This is a genomic window from Bradyrhizobium sp. STM 3562, assembly GCF_045571435.1.
Classification (GTDB): domain Bacteria; phylum Pseudomonadota; class Alphaproteobacteria; order Rhizobiales; family Xanthobacteraceae; genus Bradyrhizobium.
Genome location: NZ_CP120694.1, coordinates 6,868,808 through 6,884,959, shown reverse-complemented (window position 1 = coordinate 6,884,959; position 16,152 = coordinate 6,868,808). Strand labels below are relative to the sequence as shown.

The window sequence follows — 16,152 nt, the reverse complement described above, 5'->3', positions numbered from 1 at the left end:
CGCATATGTCCCACTTGAAAAGAAGGCCGCTGGTGCCCTAACGAAGACTATCTTCAGCGTCAGCGCCGCAAGGTCAAGATCGACTTGACGCGCCGACACGAATTGCGGAGGAGTGCTTGCGCGCGCTGGGCAGCAAACGCGGCCGCCAGCCTTGCGTTTCGGTGGTGGGCCAGGTTTGAGGCTTTGCAACTGGTCGCGCCGAAATCGAATGCGGTGTCCAAAGACCCGAAGTCCTTCGCCACGTCAGGTATCGAATTCAGATTGGCCTTTGCTCTTCCATGATGCGAGGCACAGCCTTCAATATCTCCTCCGCACCTCGCTGAAGAAGTTTGTCTCCTAGACGTGTGCCTATTGCGTCGGCTTGATCGGCCGTACCAACGCATTCATCAGCAATCTTCGTGTGGCCATCTGGATGAGTCACCTGTCCTCGAAGCGTTAATGTCCCGCCGGCCCATCTGACAGAAACCCCGAGCGGTAAGCTGCAACCCGCATCGAGACTTCTCATCAATGCGCGCTCTGCGTCTACTTCGGTGCGCGAATTCCGATCTTGAATCTTTTGAAGCAGTGCTATGAGTGCCGTATCTTCTTCGCGAGCTTCGACCGCGAGGGCGCCTTGGCCGACTGCATACGGGAAAACATTCGAATCTAGAATCTGTGAGGCCTCATGTAGCAATCCTAGCCGTGACAACCCTGCCGCTGCCAATAGAGTAGCTTCTATTCCCTCTCGGTTCTTTGCCTTACAAAGCCTTGGAAAAACGTTTCCACGGATGGGTCGAACATCCAGACCACTGCAAAGAGCGAGAAGTTGCGCTTTGCGGCGAATTGATCCAGTGCCGACGCGCAGCCCTGGTCGTAGCTGATCTAATGTAACGCCACAAATTGTGTCACGAGGATCCGCTCTTTTGGGAACGGCCGCCAATACCAAACCGGGCTGCAATTTGGTCGGAAGATCCTTGAGAGAGTGAACGACCAAGTCAACTTCTTTGTGCGTAAGCGCGTTTTCGCTCTCCTTCGTGAATGCTCCGATGCCGCCAAACTGTTGAAAGGACGACCGTCGATCTCTGTCGCCAACCGAACTTGTGAAAACGAGTCTTACCTCGGCGGCCGGCTCGACGCCATGAATAAGAGCGGCGACGTGACTGGCTTGCCAGCGGGCCAAATCACTTCGCCTGGTGCCGAGGCGAATTTCCATGATCAAGGCTCTGATTGTTGTGTAGCGCGCCGATTTCTAGCGCTGCGAAGGGATCGACTTGCAAGGCTTCATGTGGGCTGCCGTCACTTGTGTTCATAACGAAGCGATAAAGGTAGGACGGTGATCGAAAATCCTGTGGCCATTATACCACGCCAAGGGGGAGCCTCCATGATCAAGAGCCGATGCCGCTCGATTGGATCGCGTCGCTTTCTAGTCGCCTCGACGCACTGTGTCGTAAACGCGCATATTCGCTCGGAGTCGCGGAAACCCGGATGGGTCGGTGCCGCCGGGGTGGTCACTTCGGGCAGGATGCTCACCGGTAATCCTTCGATGATAGGGGCGATGACTTTTCAGCCCTCATTCGCTGATATTCCGCAGCGGCCTCCCCGGCCGTCGCGAAGTTCTTGCTATAGATGAAGTTTTCGCAACCATTGCTGATGCGGGCGTAGTAGGGTTTTCGCCGCCTAGCACTGTCCGACCGCTTCCTGACGCCGGGGAAGCCGTGCTTGTTGACTATGGTGCGTGGCATGTGAGCTTGATCCTTGATGCTGGGGCGAAGCCCCTCATTGTTAAGCTCGCTTTTCTAGCGGCGCGCTATTTGAATGGATTCATTGACGTGGAATAGGTCGGGGTTTTGGCGTAGTTCGCGGGAACGTTCCAAAGCGTCGCGACATACCAGGCGGTCCAAGCAACGATCAGCAGGCTTAGCACCCAAACCCAAACAGGGATTGGCGAGGGCGATTCTGCCCGGTGCGGCTCGAATGGTTCTTCGGCTCCAAACGCGTTGACCATGAAGCGCAGCGTACCGTGAACGACGGCCCCATCACCGAGCCCGCTGAGTGTGATCCCGGGCCCATTGTGGACCTGGAACCGAAGGCGTCGGACGCCGACTTGGCCAGTAGCGTCCTGGGCTTCGATGCGCAGGCCGTGTTCGCCGTCGGCAAGGCTCTTGGTGTCGAGCGCTATCTGCGCCGGTGGCCGCTGATCGGTAACGGGATCGGTCGCTTCGTCGAGATAGATGCGGATGCGCGGATCGGACACGTGTTGCATTCCTCTAACGGTCGGCATGCAGGACGCGATATTTTGGATGATCGGGATCCCGTTCGCCGGGGGTGACCAGCATCCACACCGCCGCCACGATGCAGCTAAGTGTCACGAGCCCGGCCCCACCCGCCACCAGCGCGTTGCCGAGTAGTGGTCCGGCAAGACTAGGACCGCCAGCGCCACCAGCGATCGAAGGCGCAGTGCAGAGGTAGCCAAGCGCCGAGAGAATCCAGGCGGTAATCGTATCGGTCATCGTCGCCTCCTATTTTTCAGCGCGGAGCTTCGTGATCTCGGCAGGCGTCACCAACGGCCCGTGATTACCCCATGACGTGCGCTCGTGATTGATGATATCGGCGATCTGCTGATCAGACAGTCGGTCAGCGAACGGCGGCATCTCTACTTCGTACTTCTGGCCGTCGATTGCCTTACCGCTAAGGCCGCGCAGCATGGTGGTGATGTGTTCGGCAGGGTCAGCGGCATTAACGACTGGATCGCCTGCAAGCGGCGGAAATGTGCCAGGAACGCCTTTGCCCTCGGCGCCGTGACAGACGCCGCAGTTGTCGGCGAAGAGCTTCGATCCTTCCGCAGCATCGAACGTCGGTGCCGGGGGCGCTACTGGCGAGACCTGCTTCGGCGTCGTTGCCTGCTTCTGCAGTGGTTCGTTGGCGCGGGCCGCGACGACATCAGCCGCACTGATTAAGGCACCACGATTGCCCCACGAGGATCGCTCGTGATTGATGATGTCAGCGATCTGCTGATCAGACAATTGATCGGCAAACGCCGGCATTTGCGCTTCATAGCTCTGGCCATTGATTACCCGCCCACCAAGTCCGTGCAGCACAGCGCCAATATGTGCCGTCGGATCGGCGTCGTTAACCACCGGATCTCCGGCGAGCGGCGGAAACGTTCCCGGCACACCCTTGCCTTCCGCGCCATGGCAGGATGCGCAGTTGTCGGCGAACAATGCGGCACCCTTGATGGCGTCAAACCCCGGGGACCCGCTCGAAGGACTCTCAGTCGCGGCGCGGGACTGCGTCGGAACGAGCGGGGGCTGCTTCAGCGACAACAAATAGGCTACGAGCGCCTTGCCGTCGTCGTTGGGGATGACGGTACCGCCTGGCGCGAACTGGGGCGGCAATGGCACCGCTTTCTCTCCTGGAGGTAGTTTGTCCACAATCCTGAACAGCCAGGGGAAGGCCGGCATGATCGATTGCGGTACAACTGCACGCGGTTGATAGAGATGGATGTACTGCCATATGCTACTCGACTGCCGCGTACCGATATTGCTCAAGTCTGGACCAGTGCGCTCCGAACCTAGTAATTCCGTAGTCTGGTAGGCATAATCGCCCGGCGCAGACGGGCGGCCAAACGGCTTATCTCCGGAGAGCGGGCGTACTTGCTGGGTATGGCAATAGAAGCAGCCTTCGGAGACATAGACATCTCGACCCCGCGCCTCAATCGGGGTTAGTGGCTTAAGGCCCGGCGTCGGTGGCACCTTCGACAGCCAGATCCCCGGCAGCACGCCCATAAGAATCGCCAGTCCAGTGTAGATCAGCGTTGAACCGCCAGAAATGGCCAATGTCCTGTTCATGCCGGCACCGTCTTGGCTGCCGCAAGCTCGGTGCAGGACCTACCGTACGTCATTGTCCAGACGTTGAAAGCGAAGACAAGATGGCCGGCGAACATCAGCGAGCCGCCGACGGAGCGCCACAGCCAGTATGGCGCGGCATCTTCGACCGACTGGATGAAGGTGAGTCCTCGAAACCAATCGAGCCCCTGAACGGTGCCGGCGGCCGATAGCGCCGCAACGTATATGACAACGCCGACGGCGGACAGCCAGAAATGTATACCCATGGTCAGGTTGTAGGGATACTTGCCAGTGGCGCGCGGCAACAGCGCATAGATGCCGCCCCAGATCGCGAAAGTGACGAAGCCATACATCGTCAGGTGCGAGTGCCCTACCGTGTAATTGGTCAGATGCCAAAGCTGCTGCAGCGAGCGAAACGCCTCGAATGTGCCTTGTATCGAACCCAGTAGATAGCCGTAGACGCCAACGAGGATGAAAATCGCGGGCGAGCGATATATCCATTCGTGAGTCCCCCGGAAGGTGAGAAGGAAGTTTGCGGTGCCGCTCAGCACTGGAACCAGCATGGCAACACTGAAGACGATGGCCGTAGTCTGCAGCCACCATGGTAGTGGACTGAATTCAAAATGATGAGCGCCGATGATCGGATAGAAGATGAGATTGGTCCAGAATGCAAAGACGCCGAGAGAATATGAATAGATCGGCCGGTTCAGGAGCTTCGGCAGCGCATAGTAGGACACACCGAGCGATAGAGGCGTGAACCATAGTCCGACGGCGTTATGCATGAAGAAGGCCTGTACCGCGACCTGACCCAGTCCGTACTGATACCAGGGCAACATCGACACCACGACCATAACAATCGTCCACAGCGTGCCCCCGGCAGTATACCAGTTAGAAATATAGATATGCTCGCCATCCCGGCGCTCGACAGTGCCGATCATATTCCAGACCGCGGTGATCAAGCCGAGTCCAAGGATTACGCGAATCCACCACAGCCATTCGCGATACTCCTGGCCGTAGGTGAAGCCGAAATCGAGTGTGACCGTGCCCAGCACGGCAGCGACATTGAGGAGCGCAAGACTGATCCATGCGAGGCGCTCGCTGTAGAGCCTTGCGCCAGAACTGCGCGCGGCGACAAACAGCGCAAGCCCAATCAGCGCCTGGCTCGCCCAGGCATAAAATGTTCCGCTGGTGTGTATCGCGCGCAGCCGACCGAACGAGAGCGCCGGCGTGGTCGCGAAATCCGGGTAAGCGAATTTGAAGCTGACGAGGAGCCCCACGGCGGTGGCGAATACAAGCCAGATTGTTGCCGACGCCACGTACGCCGCGAGCACTCGCGCCAAAACACGGTCATCCGGAGGGAGCGCGCGAAGTGGAATGGCTGCAGCGCTATCGGACATCATCCGTCTCCTCGACGACGTTGTTCAGCGTTGCCCTGATGCGCGCCAAAAGCGTGACGTCAGCGGCATTGCAACCAGGCCGGCTTTATCGGGAGAATCCGGCGCGATCACGTTGTCCTTATTTTTGTAGGTGAGCTGGTCGGAAACATGGATCGTTTCGCCAATTCTGTCCGCCGTTACGTACCGGTAGCCATCTTCCCATGGTTCACCGAAATCGGTGGCTTTACCACTTACTGAGGCCGGGTTTACGCCGTTGCTTTGCATATCGACCTCCTGGCTTCTCGATCTGATCGCGTGTTGGTGACGTCATTTGAAAGCTGCGGTACGACGACGCGTTTGAGAATGAGCTTGCAAGGCCGCCAAGGGAAATCACCTTTCGATATAGAGTCGATATACGATCGTTATCGCCGACCAACAGCGTCGTAGTGAGGAATGCCACCCGCCGCATCTCTAGAGATCCAGGTCGCCCTACGCTGATCGCCTAGGTTGCGACACGGGAAAGCGGGAGTCGCTATGGAACGAGCAAAACTCGATTTGTCCAAAGGCGCGAGCGCCAGTGGCTTGGATATGCGACAGCAGGCATTCCACGCTATGGCGTCGTCACACCGCGGAGGCTGCAATAACGATCGTCTATCGACTCTATGGCGAAAGGTGATTTCACTCGGCGCAGTTGCATGGTCATTCTTCAACTATCGTCATTCAAATACTAAATGCCGCCAACGAGACGCGACCAGCGTGAAAAGCAACGAGGGTCAATATGAAAGACAACAATTTGAGGTCGGTGATGCGACCCTTGTCTCGGGCCAACTCAGCCGGCACGAAAATCGCAACCTGATAGCGCCTGCTTCTCGATGAATTCGGTCGCCTCGCGGAGATCTCGATGATGGAACGACAGATGCGGGCGACCGACGCCAATGCCGTCAAGAGTTCAGTGCGCTTCGGAGCAACGTTGGACACCGCCGTTCAGCAGAGGCTTCATGTCCTCGTCGTCGCCGCATTCGCCGCGGCGGGCAACGTGCGCAGGGAGGCGTGCGGCACGCCTCGATGCGCCAGCAACCTGGTCGGTGTGGCGAGACTGGCCTTTCCTGAACAGCTCGTCGAAATCACCTTCAGGGTGACGCTGCCCGGAGCCAGAGGCGAAGCCGCGGTGGTGAATTTCCAACTTAGGTAATCGCTTTGCGCAGCTCTTCCTCTCGCTACGGCGCCGGCGCCCGATTATTCCATTGGCTGACGGTCATGCTGGTTGTTGTCGCTTATGTGCTGAGCAGTGGCGATGGCTACTCGCTCTATTCCGCCTCCGCGGACGGGCTCCGGAGGATTCACGAGACACTCGGGGTTTTTGTTTTCAGTGTCGTCGTACTGCGGTTGATATGGAGGCTGATCGACAGCGCGCCAGCGAAGCAGCCGATGCCGCGATGGATGACCCTGATCGCGCTGCTCGTTCACTTCGTGCTTTATTTGTTCCTCATTGCGATTCCAACAACGGCCGTGCTTGGTACCTGGCTTGAGGGGATTCCCGTCACTCTTCCCGGAGTCGACATCGCTCCGCAGATCACGAAAGCGCATGGTCTGGGTCATCTGATGATGGAAATACATGCCACGCTAGGTAACGCCATCCTCTGGGTTGCCGGCGTGCATACAGCCGCGGCCCTCTTTCACTACTTTTATCTGCGTGATGAAGTGTTTCAGTCGATGATTCCCGGCGCATGAATGATTAGTCCGAGTACCGCGGAGAGCCGTGTTCCCTCTGAAAATGGCGATGTTTGCTTGCAAATTCACTGAATCTCATGCGCTGCCGCTCCAACTGACAGGAGTTCCTTGCGACAGCGTACCGACACAAATACGGTAGATGATGTCAAAGTCCATGCCTCCTGCAGGAAGCCGAGGTCGCCCTCATACTGCCGTTGTTAGCTGGTGCAATTTGAGTCGCCGAATTGCCGATTACCCAAACAAGTCTAGCGACATTGAGGCGCGTTTGTTCCGACGTCGCGCAAGTAGTTTGCGCAATCGTAGCACGTGAAGATCTGCGTTGGGGTTACCGATCCTGCCGCAAACAGTCGACGGCGCGGGCAGTTGGTTTGTCGTGGAATGTGCTAGCGAGCGTGGCTAAGATCCGTTCGATGCGATGCAGGCCCGGTGACCGAGTGAACGCATTGTACTCGTCTATCGTAAGCTCCTTGAGGACGTTAGTTGCTCACTGGGTCGGAAGCGTCAGTTGGTAGGAGTGGTCAGCGGGCTGTCATTGGTGTCAAGGACGAACAGGGCGAGCAGCGTCGCCGGCTCGGTCTTGCTCGCGTTGCGGCTGATCGAGTGGTGCGAACCCGGAGATTCAGACCAGCTCTCGCCGGTCCGATAGATGCGCGTCTCGCTATCATTTACCTTCGACTCGATCGCGCCTGAGATCACATACGCATAGATAAAAGCCGATTTCGCGTGGGTGTGGGGCGGAGAGGCCGCGCCCGGTGCGTAATCGACTTCCACAGCAATCAGCGACTTGCCAGGGATATTGGGAATAGCGGCCTCGAATTTCTTCGTGACGGTTTCCGCCCCGGTATCATGGGCGCAAATAGGGCCGGTCATCGAGAAGGCGAGAGCGGCGCTGAGGACGATAATGGTTCGGATCTTCATGGGCTTTGTCCTTTTGAGCAACAAGTCGGAAAGATGATGATCCTCGATAGGAAAATCACGATCGTATCCGTAATAACGGGCGGGAAGAGGTCGTCACGAGGCTGGCTATTTCAAATGTTATCTGAAGCTCGTGGTGGAACGTTAGGCTCGCTTGAGCGATGCTAAGCTGAGGTCACCTCACGGGAAAATGTCTGACTGTTATGGTTTCCATTCCAACGCGTCCATTGTGCTGATGAGGTCCGACGCGAGAGGAGCCCGCGTGCCGCACGCACCTGGAGAATTAGGTGTGCCACGTCAACGCCACACATGACGTTATTGGCGCCATGCGATGTCAGTTCTGGAGTGGATAGGCGGCCGTTTCCCGCAGGCTGGGACGCTGATCGATTGCCGAGGCGCCGAGTTTCTGCAGACGCGGCCACTGGCATCTGGCTCGGCGACGCATTGCGCGAGTGACCATAACTATCGTTTATTGATTTTATGGCGACAATCAATTTTGCGTTGCCCACGTCCTTGGTCAATCTCCGAGCTAACGTCGTATAATTCGATCCTGCGACAGACATACAATGTCGGCTTAAGAAGCTAGGCGGCTCGATAATGCGAAGCAACGACCTCATCGAATTGGCGCGCCTTCCGGAGATGGAATCAGCGAAGAGACCTGGTCACCGGATGCGGGGCCGTTCTTGAGGAAGCCGCGGGCGGTTTGAGCGCCTTGCGGTTCAAACAGTGAGGCCGATTATGATGCTGCAAAACGGCGACATCTTTCCATCTCTTACCTTCGCTCGCGTCGGGGGCGAAAAAATCAGCCTGCCTGCCGATCTTGCAGGTTGGTTCGGCGTGGTTTTATTCCATCGTGGCTCCTGGTGCCCGTACTGCAACGCTCAGCTCGCCGCTTTCGCGCGAGCGGCAGACAAATTCGTCGGTGAAGGCATCAAGGTCGTCTCGGTATCGGTAGACGACCGGGAAAAGTCGGAGATGCTCGTCGAAAAGCACAAAATCGGTTTCCCCGTCGCTTACGGTGCTGACGCGCGAGCGGTTTCCGCGGTGACCGGCGCCTTCGTTAATGACGATCCCGTCTGTCTCCAGGCAACCGGCTTCGTCCTGAACCCCGAAGGCCAAGTGGTGACGGCCGTCTATTCGACCCGCGCGATCGGCCGTCTGATGCCCGACGATGTGCTCGGTTTTGTCCGCCACCTCAAATCTTTGACCGAAAATTGAAAAGCAGGCAGTGGGAGATTAGCTGGGAGATCGATGGATGGCGCAGGTGTCTGGACGGCGCTTGGCCAGGGACATGGTTCAGGAATGTTTTGCGTGAGTGGTTAGGGTCTGCCACGAACAGCGGCTCACCCAGTCAGATACCGCAACACTTTCGACGAAGTGCTGACATTCCGGTTTTTGGAAGCTATCTGAGTTGGCGAACGCTGCTGGTAGCAGCTCCCATCAGGGCGAAGGTCATTCCTGCAACCAAGCAAAAGGTCGCGCTATGATCTCCGCCTAAGCCGAAGGTCAGCGAAACCAAAGGCGAAACCCAGCGACCACCCGACGTAGCGAGCCGCAGCATTCATCCCACTTGCGGTCCCGCTACGTCTCATCAGCATCGGCAGTGTTGGAGCGAACGCGCAGGCGAACGGCGCGAGAACAAAAATAGTTAGACCGGCGGCATAATAGATGCGTTTCAGACTGCACCCCTTGGATTGGTTATAGGGTAGATGTAGCACCGCAAGAGCCGCTGACCTGGGCGATGGAGCGTAGACGGAAGCGGGTCGGGACTTCCCCGCCAGGTCCCCATCGGCGGTCGCCGCATCGTAGTCATCGCTTGGCAGCGCCGCACTATGAGACGTGTGGTTCTCTTGGAGCTTCGATAGAAAAGCAGAATTAAGTATCCACGAGCCTTGCCCAAAAAGGCGTATGCCAGGCAATTTTGCGGTCGAAACTCACGAAGCGAATGCACCGATTCTGATTCCAGACATTCCCGCGATTATCGCTGACGCTACGACGGCGCTTATACCGATGCAGACACCCCAAAGTCGACCGGCCGTACGTTGATCGACACCGTGTGCGATCAGCACCACCCTTAATCCTGAAGCGAGGTGGCTCAGGACAAAGAAGACGCCGAGAGCGTAGTGAGGGAGCAGACGGATATTCCAAGCGTCATGAATGAGCCCAGTCGGAGCTCCGATCGCGAAGTTCCAATCCGTGGGTATGCCGAGAAAGCTTCGTGCGTAGACGAAGACCGAATTCATGTGGCCGAGAATGAAGACTGAGAGATAGGCGCCCGAAGCGACCTGATAGGTCCTCTGGAAGTCATGCGCCGAGGCGCTCCAGCGCCACGCCAGAAGGAGGCCGGTCCCTATCTGGAAAAGCATGGTTGCAACCAACAAGGGTTCACCTACGGCAGAGCGATAAACCACGCGTCCGATCTTCATCACTGCGGCGTGCGCATCAGGACCTATCAAGCCGAAAAGATGGTTCGCGAGATGAAACACCACATATAGGCTCAGGACCACGGCCGTTACTCCGTGGACAACCCGCCAACCTCCGACCACTAGCTCAGCTGATTCAACCGGACCTCGTGCAGACTGCGACCATTTCGCGATTGCGAGCCAGATCGCGCACCAGATGACCTCATCGGGAATAGGGCTCTTGATTAGGGCTTGCACAACGCCGAGAAACACATAGAGCGTCGGCGACACAACGCTCGCATAGGCGAGGCGTCTTGAACCAGAATCGGACGATGGTCGACAAGCCAGAGCGATCCCGAGGAACGGCACCACGAACGCAACAATCAAAACACAGGTCGCGCAGGCGATTGCGAAGGGTGGCAGGCTTACGGCTTGCGTGCCGACGATAGCATGAAAAGCTTTGAGCAGAAATGGATAACAAATCGCCGCCGCCGCCGGCGCAACGGCGACATAGCTATAGCGCTTCTCGAGACGTCTCCTGCGATGTTGCTCGCGAACAATTGCGTCCATCATCAACCCTACAGAGTCGCGGTTAAGAAACCGGGTACGAGACGACCTCGAGACGGGGCTGGCCTTCGAGGATTGTCTTGCGTCGTGCATCGGTTCCGATCAATCGTTCATTGCTGGGCGAAGTATCTCTTTCGAGCAATCACCGTCTTCATTGAGCTATTTAAATGTTGGACCGGTTTCATAGCAAGAGCGGAAGGTAGCGTCGGTCGAAGCTTCCGCCGAAGGCAAGTAATGTCCCGATAGAACGGCGGATCCTAGCACGAAAGATGCGCAATTCGCCGATGAGCTGCTAACCGGCAAAATGTATTTGAGTTATTCATGCGCGTCATGAATGGCTGACCTTTCTGTTCGTAGTGCGTGCCGCTCGTCAGGTTACTGATGAGCGTCTCGCCGGGCTCGCGACCTAAGTAGTGGCAACGGTGTGCGTGTCGCGACGGCGTTCATTGTGGATTCAGCGACTCAACGCATCTCAGATGTCTCTGCTGAAAAGAAGCGCTGGGCTCAGTGTGCAATGTGGTCGTTCATTCCGACTACGTAATCATGCCAATCGGAAAGCAGCAATAACAATCGTTTATCAAGTCCATGGCGAATTGTAATTTCCCTTCGCCGTGCTGCAGGGTCACTCTCTAAAGCATATTCGTACCGCAACTTTCAACGTTGAACCGACACGCGGAACACGATGCTATTGGAGAGTCGACATGCAATGCAGCGGCGCAATTGAGGCTGTCGCGTCTCTTGGCGGTGCCGTCAGCCAAGTTATCTGCTTCCAAGACATTGCTGCCGTTCCTGCGGTAATTGCATTTGTATCGATCGAACATGACCGCAAACTTCGCGTGGCGGCAGGATGATAGTGTCGACCTGTCTCAGTAAATGCGGCGTTCTAGGTCGTTTGGGAGAGTCGGAAGTGAGTGCGGCTCACAAAATGGCTGTGGCGATCCGGTTCATCCGACGTCTGTTTCGTCGCTTTCGCCGATGCGTCGGCGCATCGATCTGTATGCTGTTTGCGCTTGCGCTCGCTGGCTGCAATGAGAAGCCGCAGTTGCAGGTCGCCGCGCCTCCGCCGTCGGTGACGGTGGCACAACCGGTCAAACGGACCGTCACCGACTGGGACGAGTTCACCGGCCGATTTGAAGCGATCCAGGAGGTGCAAATCCGTGCTCGCGTCGGTGGTTTTGTCACCAGTGTCGAGTTCAAAGACGGCGATATGGTGCACGCCGGCGATCTGCTCTACATCATCGACCCTCGCCCGTTCGAGGCGGTGGCGACCCAAGCGGACGGTCAGCTCGCCGATGCCCGCGCCAAGACAGAGCTGGCCAAGCGCGAGCTTGAGCGCGGGCTCACCCTCGTAAAGACCAGTGCTGTCTCCGAGCAAGTCGTCGACCAGCGTCGCGAGGCCTTGGAGGCCGCTCACGCCGCTGAGACTATCGCCGAAGGCGCGCTAAAGGCCGCCCAGCTTAATGTCGAATTCACGCATGTGGTGGCACCGATAACCGGCCGGGTCAGCCGCCATTTCGTGAGCGCCGGCAACCTCGTGCAGGGGAGCGATAATGGCGGCTCGACGCTACTTACCACGATTGTTTCAATGGACCCAATGTACGTATATTTCGACGTTGACGAGGCGACCTATCTTAAGAACAACAAACTGTGGTTCGAGGGTAAGCGGCCGAGCTCACGCGATACGCCTAATCCAGTGCAGGTGGCGCTGACCGGCGAGACCAAACCATCGCACGACGGCCATATGGATTTCATCGACAACCGGCTCGATGTTTCCACCGGCACGCTTCGCAGCCGCGCGATCGTCCCGAACCACGACCTATCCATCCTGCCCGGCCAGTTCGGCCGCGTGCGGCTGATTGGCTCCTCGCCCTATGAGGCGCTTCTTTTGCCAGATGTAGCGATCGCGACCGATCAGTCGCGCAAGATCGTGTTCGTGGTCAAGGATGACAACACTGTGGAAGCGCGTGCGGTCGAACTCGGTCCGTTGGATCAGGGACTGCGCGTTGTTCGCACAGGGCTGAAGCCGGAGGATCGTGTCATCATCGACGGCCTCCAGCGAGCACGCGTTGGCGCTAAGGTGAGCCCGCGCAGCGCCGAGATCAGCGGCGGTAAGTCATGAATCTCGGACGTCTTTCCGTCAATCAGCCCATTCTGGCGATGGTGCTGTCGATCGTGCTCTTGATTGTGGGCGCGATCGCGTACCAGACACTGCCCGTCTCTGAATATCCGCAGGTAGTGCCGCCTACGGTTACAGTCACCACGCAATATCCCGGCGCCTCGGCACAGACTGTGTCCGACACCGTCGCAGCTCCCATCGAGCAGGAGATCAATGGGGTCGAGGACATGCTGTACTTGTACAGCCAGGCGACCTCCAACGGCCAGCTCACGATAACCGTGACTTTCAAGCTTGGCACCGATCTCGACAAGGCCCAAGTCCTGGTGCAGAACCGCGTCGCGATCGCGCAGCCGCGGCTGCCGGAGGAGGTGCAGCGCAACGGAGTAGTCACCCGTAAGAACTCACCCGACATCCTGATGGTCGTGTTCATGCTGTCGCCCGACGATAGCTTCGACCAGCTCTACATATCGAATTACACGCTGTTGCAGGTGCGCGACCAGCTTCTGCGGCTCGATGGCATTGGCGACATCCAGATGTTTGGCGCGCGCGACTATTCGATGCGGTTGTGGCTCGATCCTGACCGGATCGCCAATCTCGGCATGACCTCAAGCGACGTCATTGCCGCGGTCCGGGCCCAAAACCTGCAGATCGCCGGCGGCCAGATCGCAGAGCCACCGATTGCGGATCGCGCATTCCAACCGAACCTCGTCTTCACTGGCCGCCTCAAAGATATCAGGCAGTTCGAGGGCATCGTTGTGAAGGCTGGCCCCGACGGCCGTGTCGTACGGCTGCGTGACGTTGCGCGCATCGAGCTTGGCGCGCTGGCCTACACCACCAACAGCTTCATACTACGAAAGTCAGCCGTTGCGATGGTGGTGACGCAGCGGCCCGGATCGAACGCGCTCGCCACCGCGAAACATATCTCCGACACGATGGCGCAGCTCAAGACGAGCTTCCCAAAGGGGCTCGACTACAATATCGGCTACAACCCCACCGAGTTCATCGCCCAATCGGTGCACGAGCTGATCAAGACGATTTACGAGGCGATGGCGCTCGTGGTCATCGTGGTGCTGGCGTTCCTTCAAGGTTGGCGGCCTGCGATCATCCCAATTGTCGCGATCCCGGTGTCGCTGGTCGGTACATTTGCAGCGATGGCTGCGCTCGGATTCGGCATCAATAACCTTACGCTGTTTGGCCTCGTACTTGCGGTCGGCATCGTGGTAGACGACGCCATCGTGGTTGTGGAGAATGTCGAGCGACATCTCCAGGCAGGTATGAGCCGGCGCGAGGCGGCTCTCAAGACGATGGAGGAGGTCGGCGGCGCGCTGGTCTCGATCGCCCTTGTGCTCTGCGCGGTGTTCGTGCCGACCGCGTTCCTCGGCGGCATTTCCGGGCGATTCTTCCAGCAATTCGCCGTCACAATCGCGGTCGCGACCGCGATCTCTTGCTTCTGTTCGCTAACGCTGTCGCCAGCACTGGCCTCGCGGATTCTTACTCCGCATGAGCAGAAACGTCCAACGGCGCGCTGGAACATCGTTGCACGTGGTTGGGACGGCTTCACGGCGCTTTTCAATTGCATCTTCGATCGCCTATCGCACGGCTACGCGGCCGCCGCCGCCTTCGTGATCCGACACACGGTGGTGATGCTGGCAATCTACCTCGCGCTGATCGGCGGTGCTGGCTGGCTGCTCGCCACCACTTCTCAGGGCTTCATCCCGGCGCAGGATCGTGGTTACCTGATCATCTCGGTGCAATTGCCGGGCGCCGCGTCGCTGGTGCGGACCACCGCGGCGGTGCGGGAAATCGAGCGAATTGCGCTGGATACGCCAGGGATCATCCGTGTCGCGGCGTTTGCTGGCTTCTCCGGCGCGACCCGCACGCAGGCGGGCAACGCCGCGGCACTGTTCCCCGTCTTCGACGACCCCGAGGCGCGAGTTAAGAAGGGCCTGACTGCCAGCGTGATCACTGCTGATCTGCGAAAGCGGCTGTCGGCGATCCAGGGCGCCTTCATCATCGTCATTCCACCGCCTGCGGTGCCAGGCATCGGCACCGGCGGCGGCTTCGCCATCCGCATTCAGGATCGACAGGGGCGCGGTCCCGAGCTGCTCGGAGCTGCCACGGACGAGCTCGTGGCCACCGCGCGGAAGTCGCCAAGCCTAACGTCGGTGTTCTCGCCGTTCACGGCGAATACGCCGCAGCTATTCGTCGACATCGATCGCGTGAGGGCGCAGAAGCTCGGTGTTCCCATCGCCAGCATTAACGACACGATCCAAACCTACTTCGGTTCGACCTATGTCAACGATTTCAACCTGTTTGGGCGCACCTATCATGTCACCGCGCAGGCCGATCTGCCATTCCGAAGAGAGGCCTCTGATTTGGCGCGGCTGCGTACCCGCAACGCGGCCGGTGACATGGTTATGCTGGGGAGCGTAGTGGACTTCAAGGATATCTCCGGGCCCGATCGTGTCGCGCGCTACAATCTCTACTCAGCATCCGAGCTGCAGGGCGAGCCGGCACCGGGCGTGAGCTCGAAGACAGCGCTCAACACCATCAAGCAATTGGCCGACAAAACATTACCGAGCGGCTTTTCTTTCGAATGGACCGATCTGTCCTATCAACAGGTGACGGGTGGCAATGCCGGACTGTATGTGTTCCCGATCTGCGTGCTGTTCGTCTATCTGGTCCTCGCGGCACAGTACGGTAGCTGGACCCTGCCACTCGCGGTGATCCTGATCGTGCCGATGTGCCTTTTCGCGGCCACCATCGGCGTGCGCATCATGGGCGAGGACATTAACATCCTGACCCAGATCGGCTTCGTGGTGCTGGTGGGACTTGCGGCCAAAAACGCGATCCTGATCGTCGAGTTCGCGCGGGACATCGAGCTTGAAGGCAAACCGCGCCTGGAGGCGGTGATCGAGGCCTGCCGGTTGCGACTACGGCCGATCTTGATGACCTCGTTCGCCTTCATCCTCGGCGTGCTGCCGCTCGTCGTCTCCACCGGTCCGGGATCGGAGATGCGCCAGGCCGTCGGCGTCGCCGTGTTCTTCGGTATGCTCGGAGTTACGTTGTTCGGCCTAATTTTCACGCCGATCTTCTACATGGTCGTGCGCAACCTCGCGGAAGGAAAGGATGAGCGCAAGCCGACCCACGCAATGGCCGCCGCGGCGGAGTGAGTTGCGGTTACGCCGATCGAGATGAAGCCAGAACAGCCGCTGCCGAAG

General features: G+C 58.4%; 14 protein-coding genes. 6 read left to right on the top strand and 8 right to left on the bottom strand.

Annotation, left to right across the window (positions count from 1 at the left end; genetic code table 11):
• Positions 1–256 precede the first annotated feature (256 nt).
• The 6 genes from hemC to P6U23_RS31750 all read right to left on the bottom strand — a co-directional run bounded on the left by hemC (position 257) and on the right by P6U23_RS31750 (position 5,485).
• Positions 257–1,192 carry a hydroxymethylbilane synthase gene (gene hemC / locus P6U23_RS31775; protein WP_407176307.1) on the bottom strand — a complete coding sequence of 312 codons (936 nt, stop codon included), beginning with the start codon at positions 1,190–1,192 and terminating at the stop codon, positions 257–259.
• A 594-nt stretch (positions 1,193–1,786) separates the two neighbouring features.
• Positions 1,787–2,242 carry a cytochrome C gene (locus P6U23_RS31770; protein ID WP_407176306.1) on the bottom strand — a complete coding sequence of 152 codons (456 nt, stop codon included), beginning with the start codon at positions 2,240–2,242 and terminating at the stop codon, positions 1,787–1,789.
• A gap of 4 nt (positions 2,243–2,246) precedes the next feature.
• On the bottom strand, positions 2,247–2,489 hold the full coding sequence (locus P6U23_RS31765) for a hypothetical protein (RefSeq protein ID WP_128956830.1): 243 nt from the start codon (positions 2,487–2,489) through the stop codon (positions 2,247–2,249).
• 9 nt (positions 2,490–2,498) lie between these two features.
• A complete protein-coding gene (locus P6U23_RS31760) occupies positions 2,499–3,827 on the bottom strand; it encodes a c-type cytochrome (RefSeq protein WP_407176305.1) in 1,329 nt (442 codons plus the stop codon).
• Positions 3,824–5,221 carry a cbb3-type cytochrome c oxidase subunit I gene (locus P6U23_RS31755; protein ID WP_407181654.1) on the bottom strand — a complete coding sequence of 466 codons (1,398 nt, stop codon included), beginning with the start codon at positions 5,219–5,221 and terminating at the stop codon, positions 3,824–3,826. The genes P6U23_RS31760 and P6U23_RS31755 overlap by 4 nt, the downstream gene beginning before the upstream one ends.
• 24 nt (positions 5,222–5,245) lie before the next feature.
• Positions 5,246–5,485, bottom strand: coding sequence for a hypothetical protein (locus tag P6U23_RS31750; protein WP_407176304.1), 240 nt, complete (start codon positions 5,483–5,485; stop codon positions 5,246–5,248).
• Between the two features lie 616 nt (positions 5,486–6,101).
• On the opposite strand from P6U23_RS31750, the gene P6U23_RS31745 reads away from it, so the two are divergent.
• A complete protein-coding gene (locus tag P6U23_RS31745) occupies positions 6,102–6,392 on the top strand; it encodes a hypothetical protein (RefSeq protein WP_407176303.1) in 291 nt (96 codons plus the stop codon).
• Positions 6,393–6,457: 65 nt separating this feature from the next.
• Positions 6,458–6,931 (top strand): cytochrome b, encoded by a 474-nt coding sequence (locus P6U23_RS31740; protein ID WP_407176302.1) that lies wholly within the window; start codon positions 6,458–6,460, stop codon positions 6,929–6,931.
• A 501-nt stretch (positions 6,932–7,432) separates the two neighbouring features.
• Here P6U23_RS31740 and P6U23_RS31735 read toward each other — a convergent pair.
• Entirely contained in the window at positions 7,433–7,849 is a 417-nt protein-coding gene (locus P6U23_RS31735) for a cupin domain-containing protein (protein ID WP_407176301.1), read from the bottom strand.
• Positions 7,850–8,584: 735 nt separating this feature from the next.
• Here P6U23_RS31735 and P6U23_RS31730 point away from each other — a divergent pair.
• On the top strand, positions 8,585–9,064 hold the full coding sequence (locus P6U23_RS31730) for a redoxin domain-containing protein (protein WP_407176300.1): 480 nt from the start codon (positions 8,585–8,587) through the stop codon (positions 9,062–9,064).
• A gap of 716 nt (positions 9,065–9,780) precedes the next feature.
• Here P6U23_RS31730 and P6U23_RS31725 read toward each other — a convergent pair.
• Positions 9,781–10,821 (bottom strand): hypothetical protein, encoded by a 1,041-nt coding sequence (locus tag P6U23_RS31725; protein WP_407176299.1) that lies wholly within the window; start codon positions 10,819–10,821, stop codon positions 9,781–9,783.
• Between the two features lie 695 nt (positions 10,822–11,516).
• Here P6U23_RS31725 and P6U23_RS31720 point away from each other — a divergent pair.
• From P6U23_RS31720 to P6U23_RS31710, 3 genes are all read left to right on the top strand, one after another.
• Positions 11,517–11,666: a hypothetical protein gene (locus tag P6U23_RS31720; RefSeq protein WP_407176298.1), complete on the top strand. Its 150-nt coding sequence runs from the start codon at positions 11,517–11,519 to the stop codon at positions 11,664–11,666.
• A 146-nt stretch (positions 11,667–11,812) separates the two neighbouring features.
• Positions 11,813–12,934 carry an efflux RND transporter periplasmic adaptor subunit gene (locus P6U23_RS31715; RefSeq protein ID WP_407181653.1) on the top strand — a complete coding sequence of 374 codons (1,122 nt, stop codon included), beginning with the start codon at positions 11,813–11,815 and terminating at the stop codon, positions 12,932–12,934.
• Positions 12,931–16,104 (top strand): efflux RND transporter permease subunit, encoded by a 3,174-nt coding sequence (locus P6U23_RS31710; RefSeq protein WP_407176297.1) that lies wholly within the window; start codon positions 12,931–12,933, stop codon positions 16,102–16,104. The genes P6U23_RS31715 and P6U23_RS31710 overlap by 4 nt, the downstream gene beginning before the upstream one ends.
• The last annotated feature ends 48 nt before the right edge of the window (positions 16,105–16,152 follow it).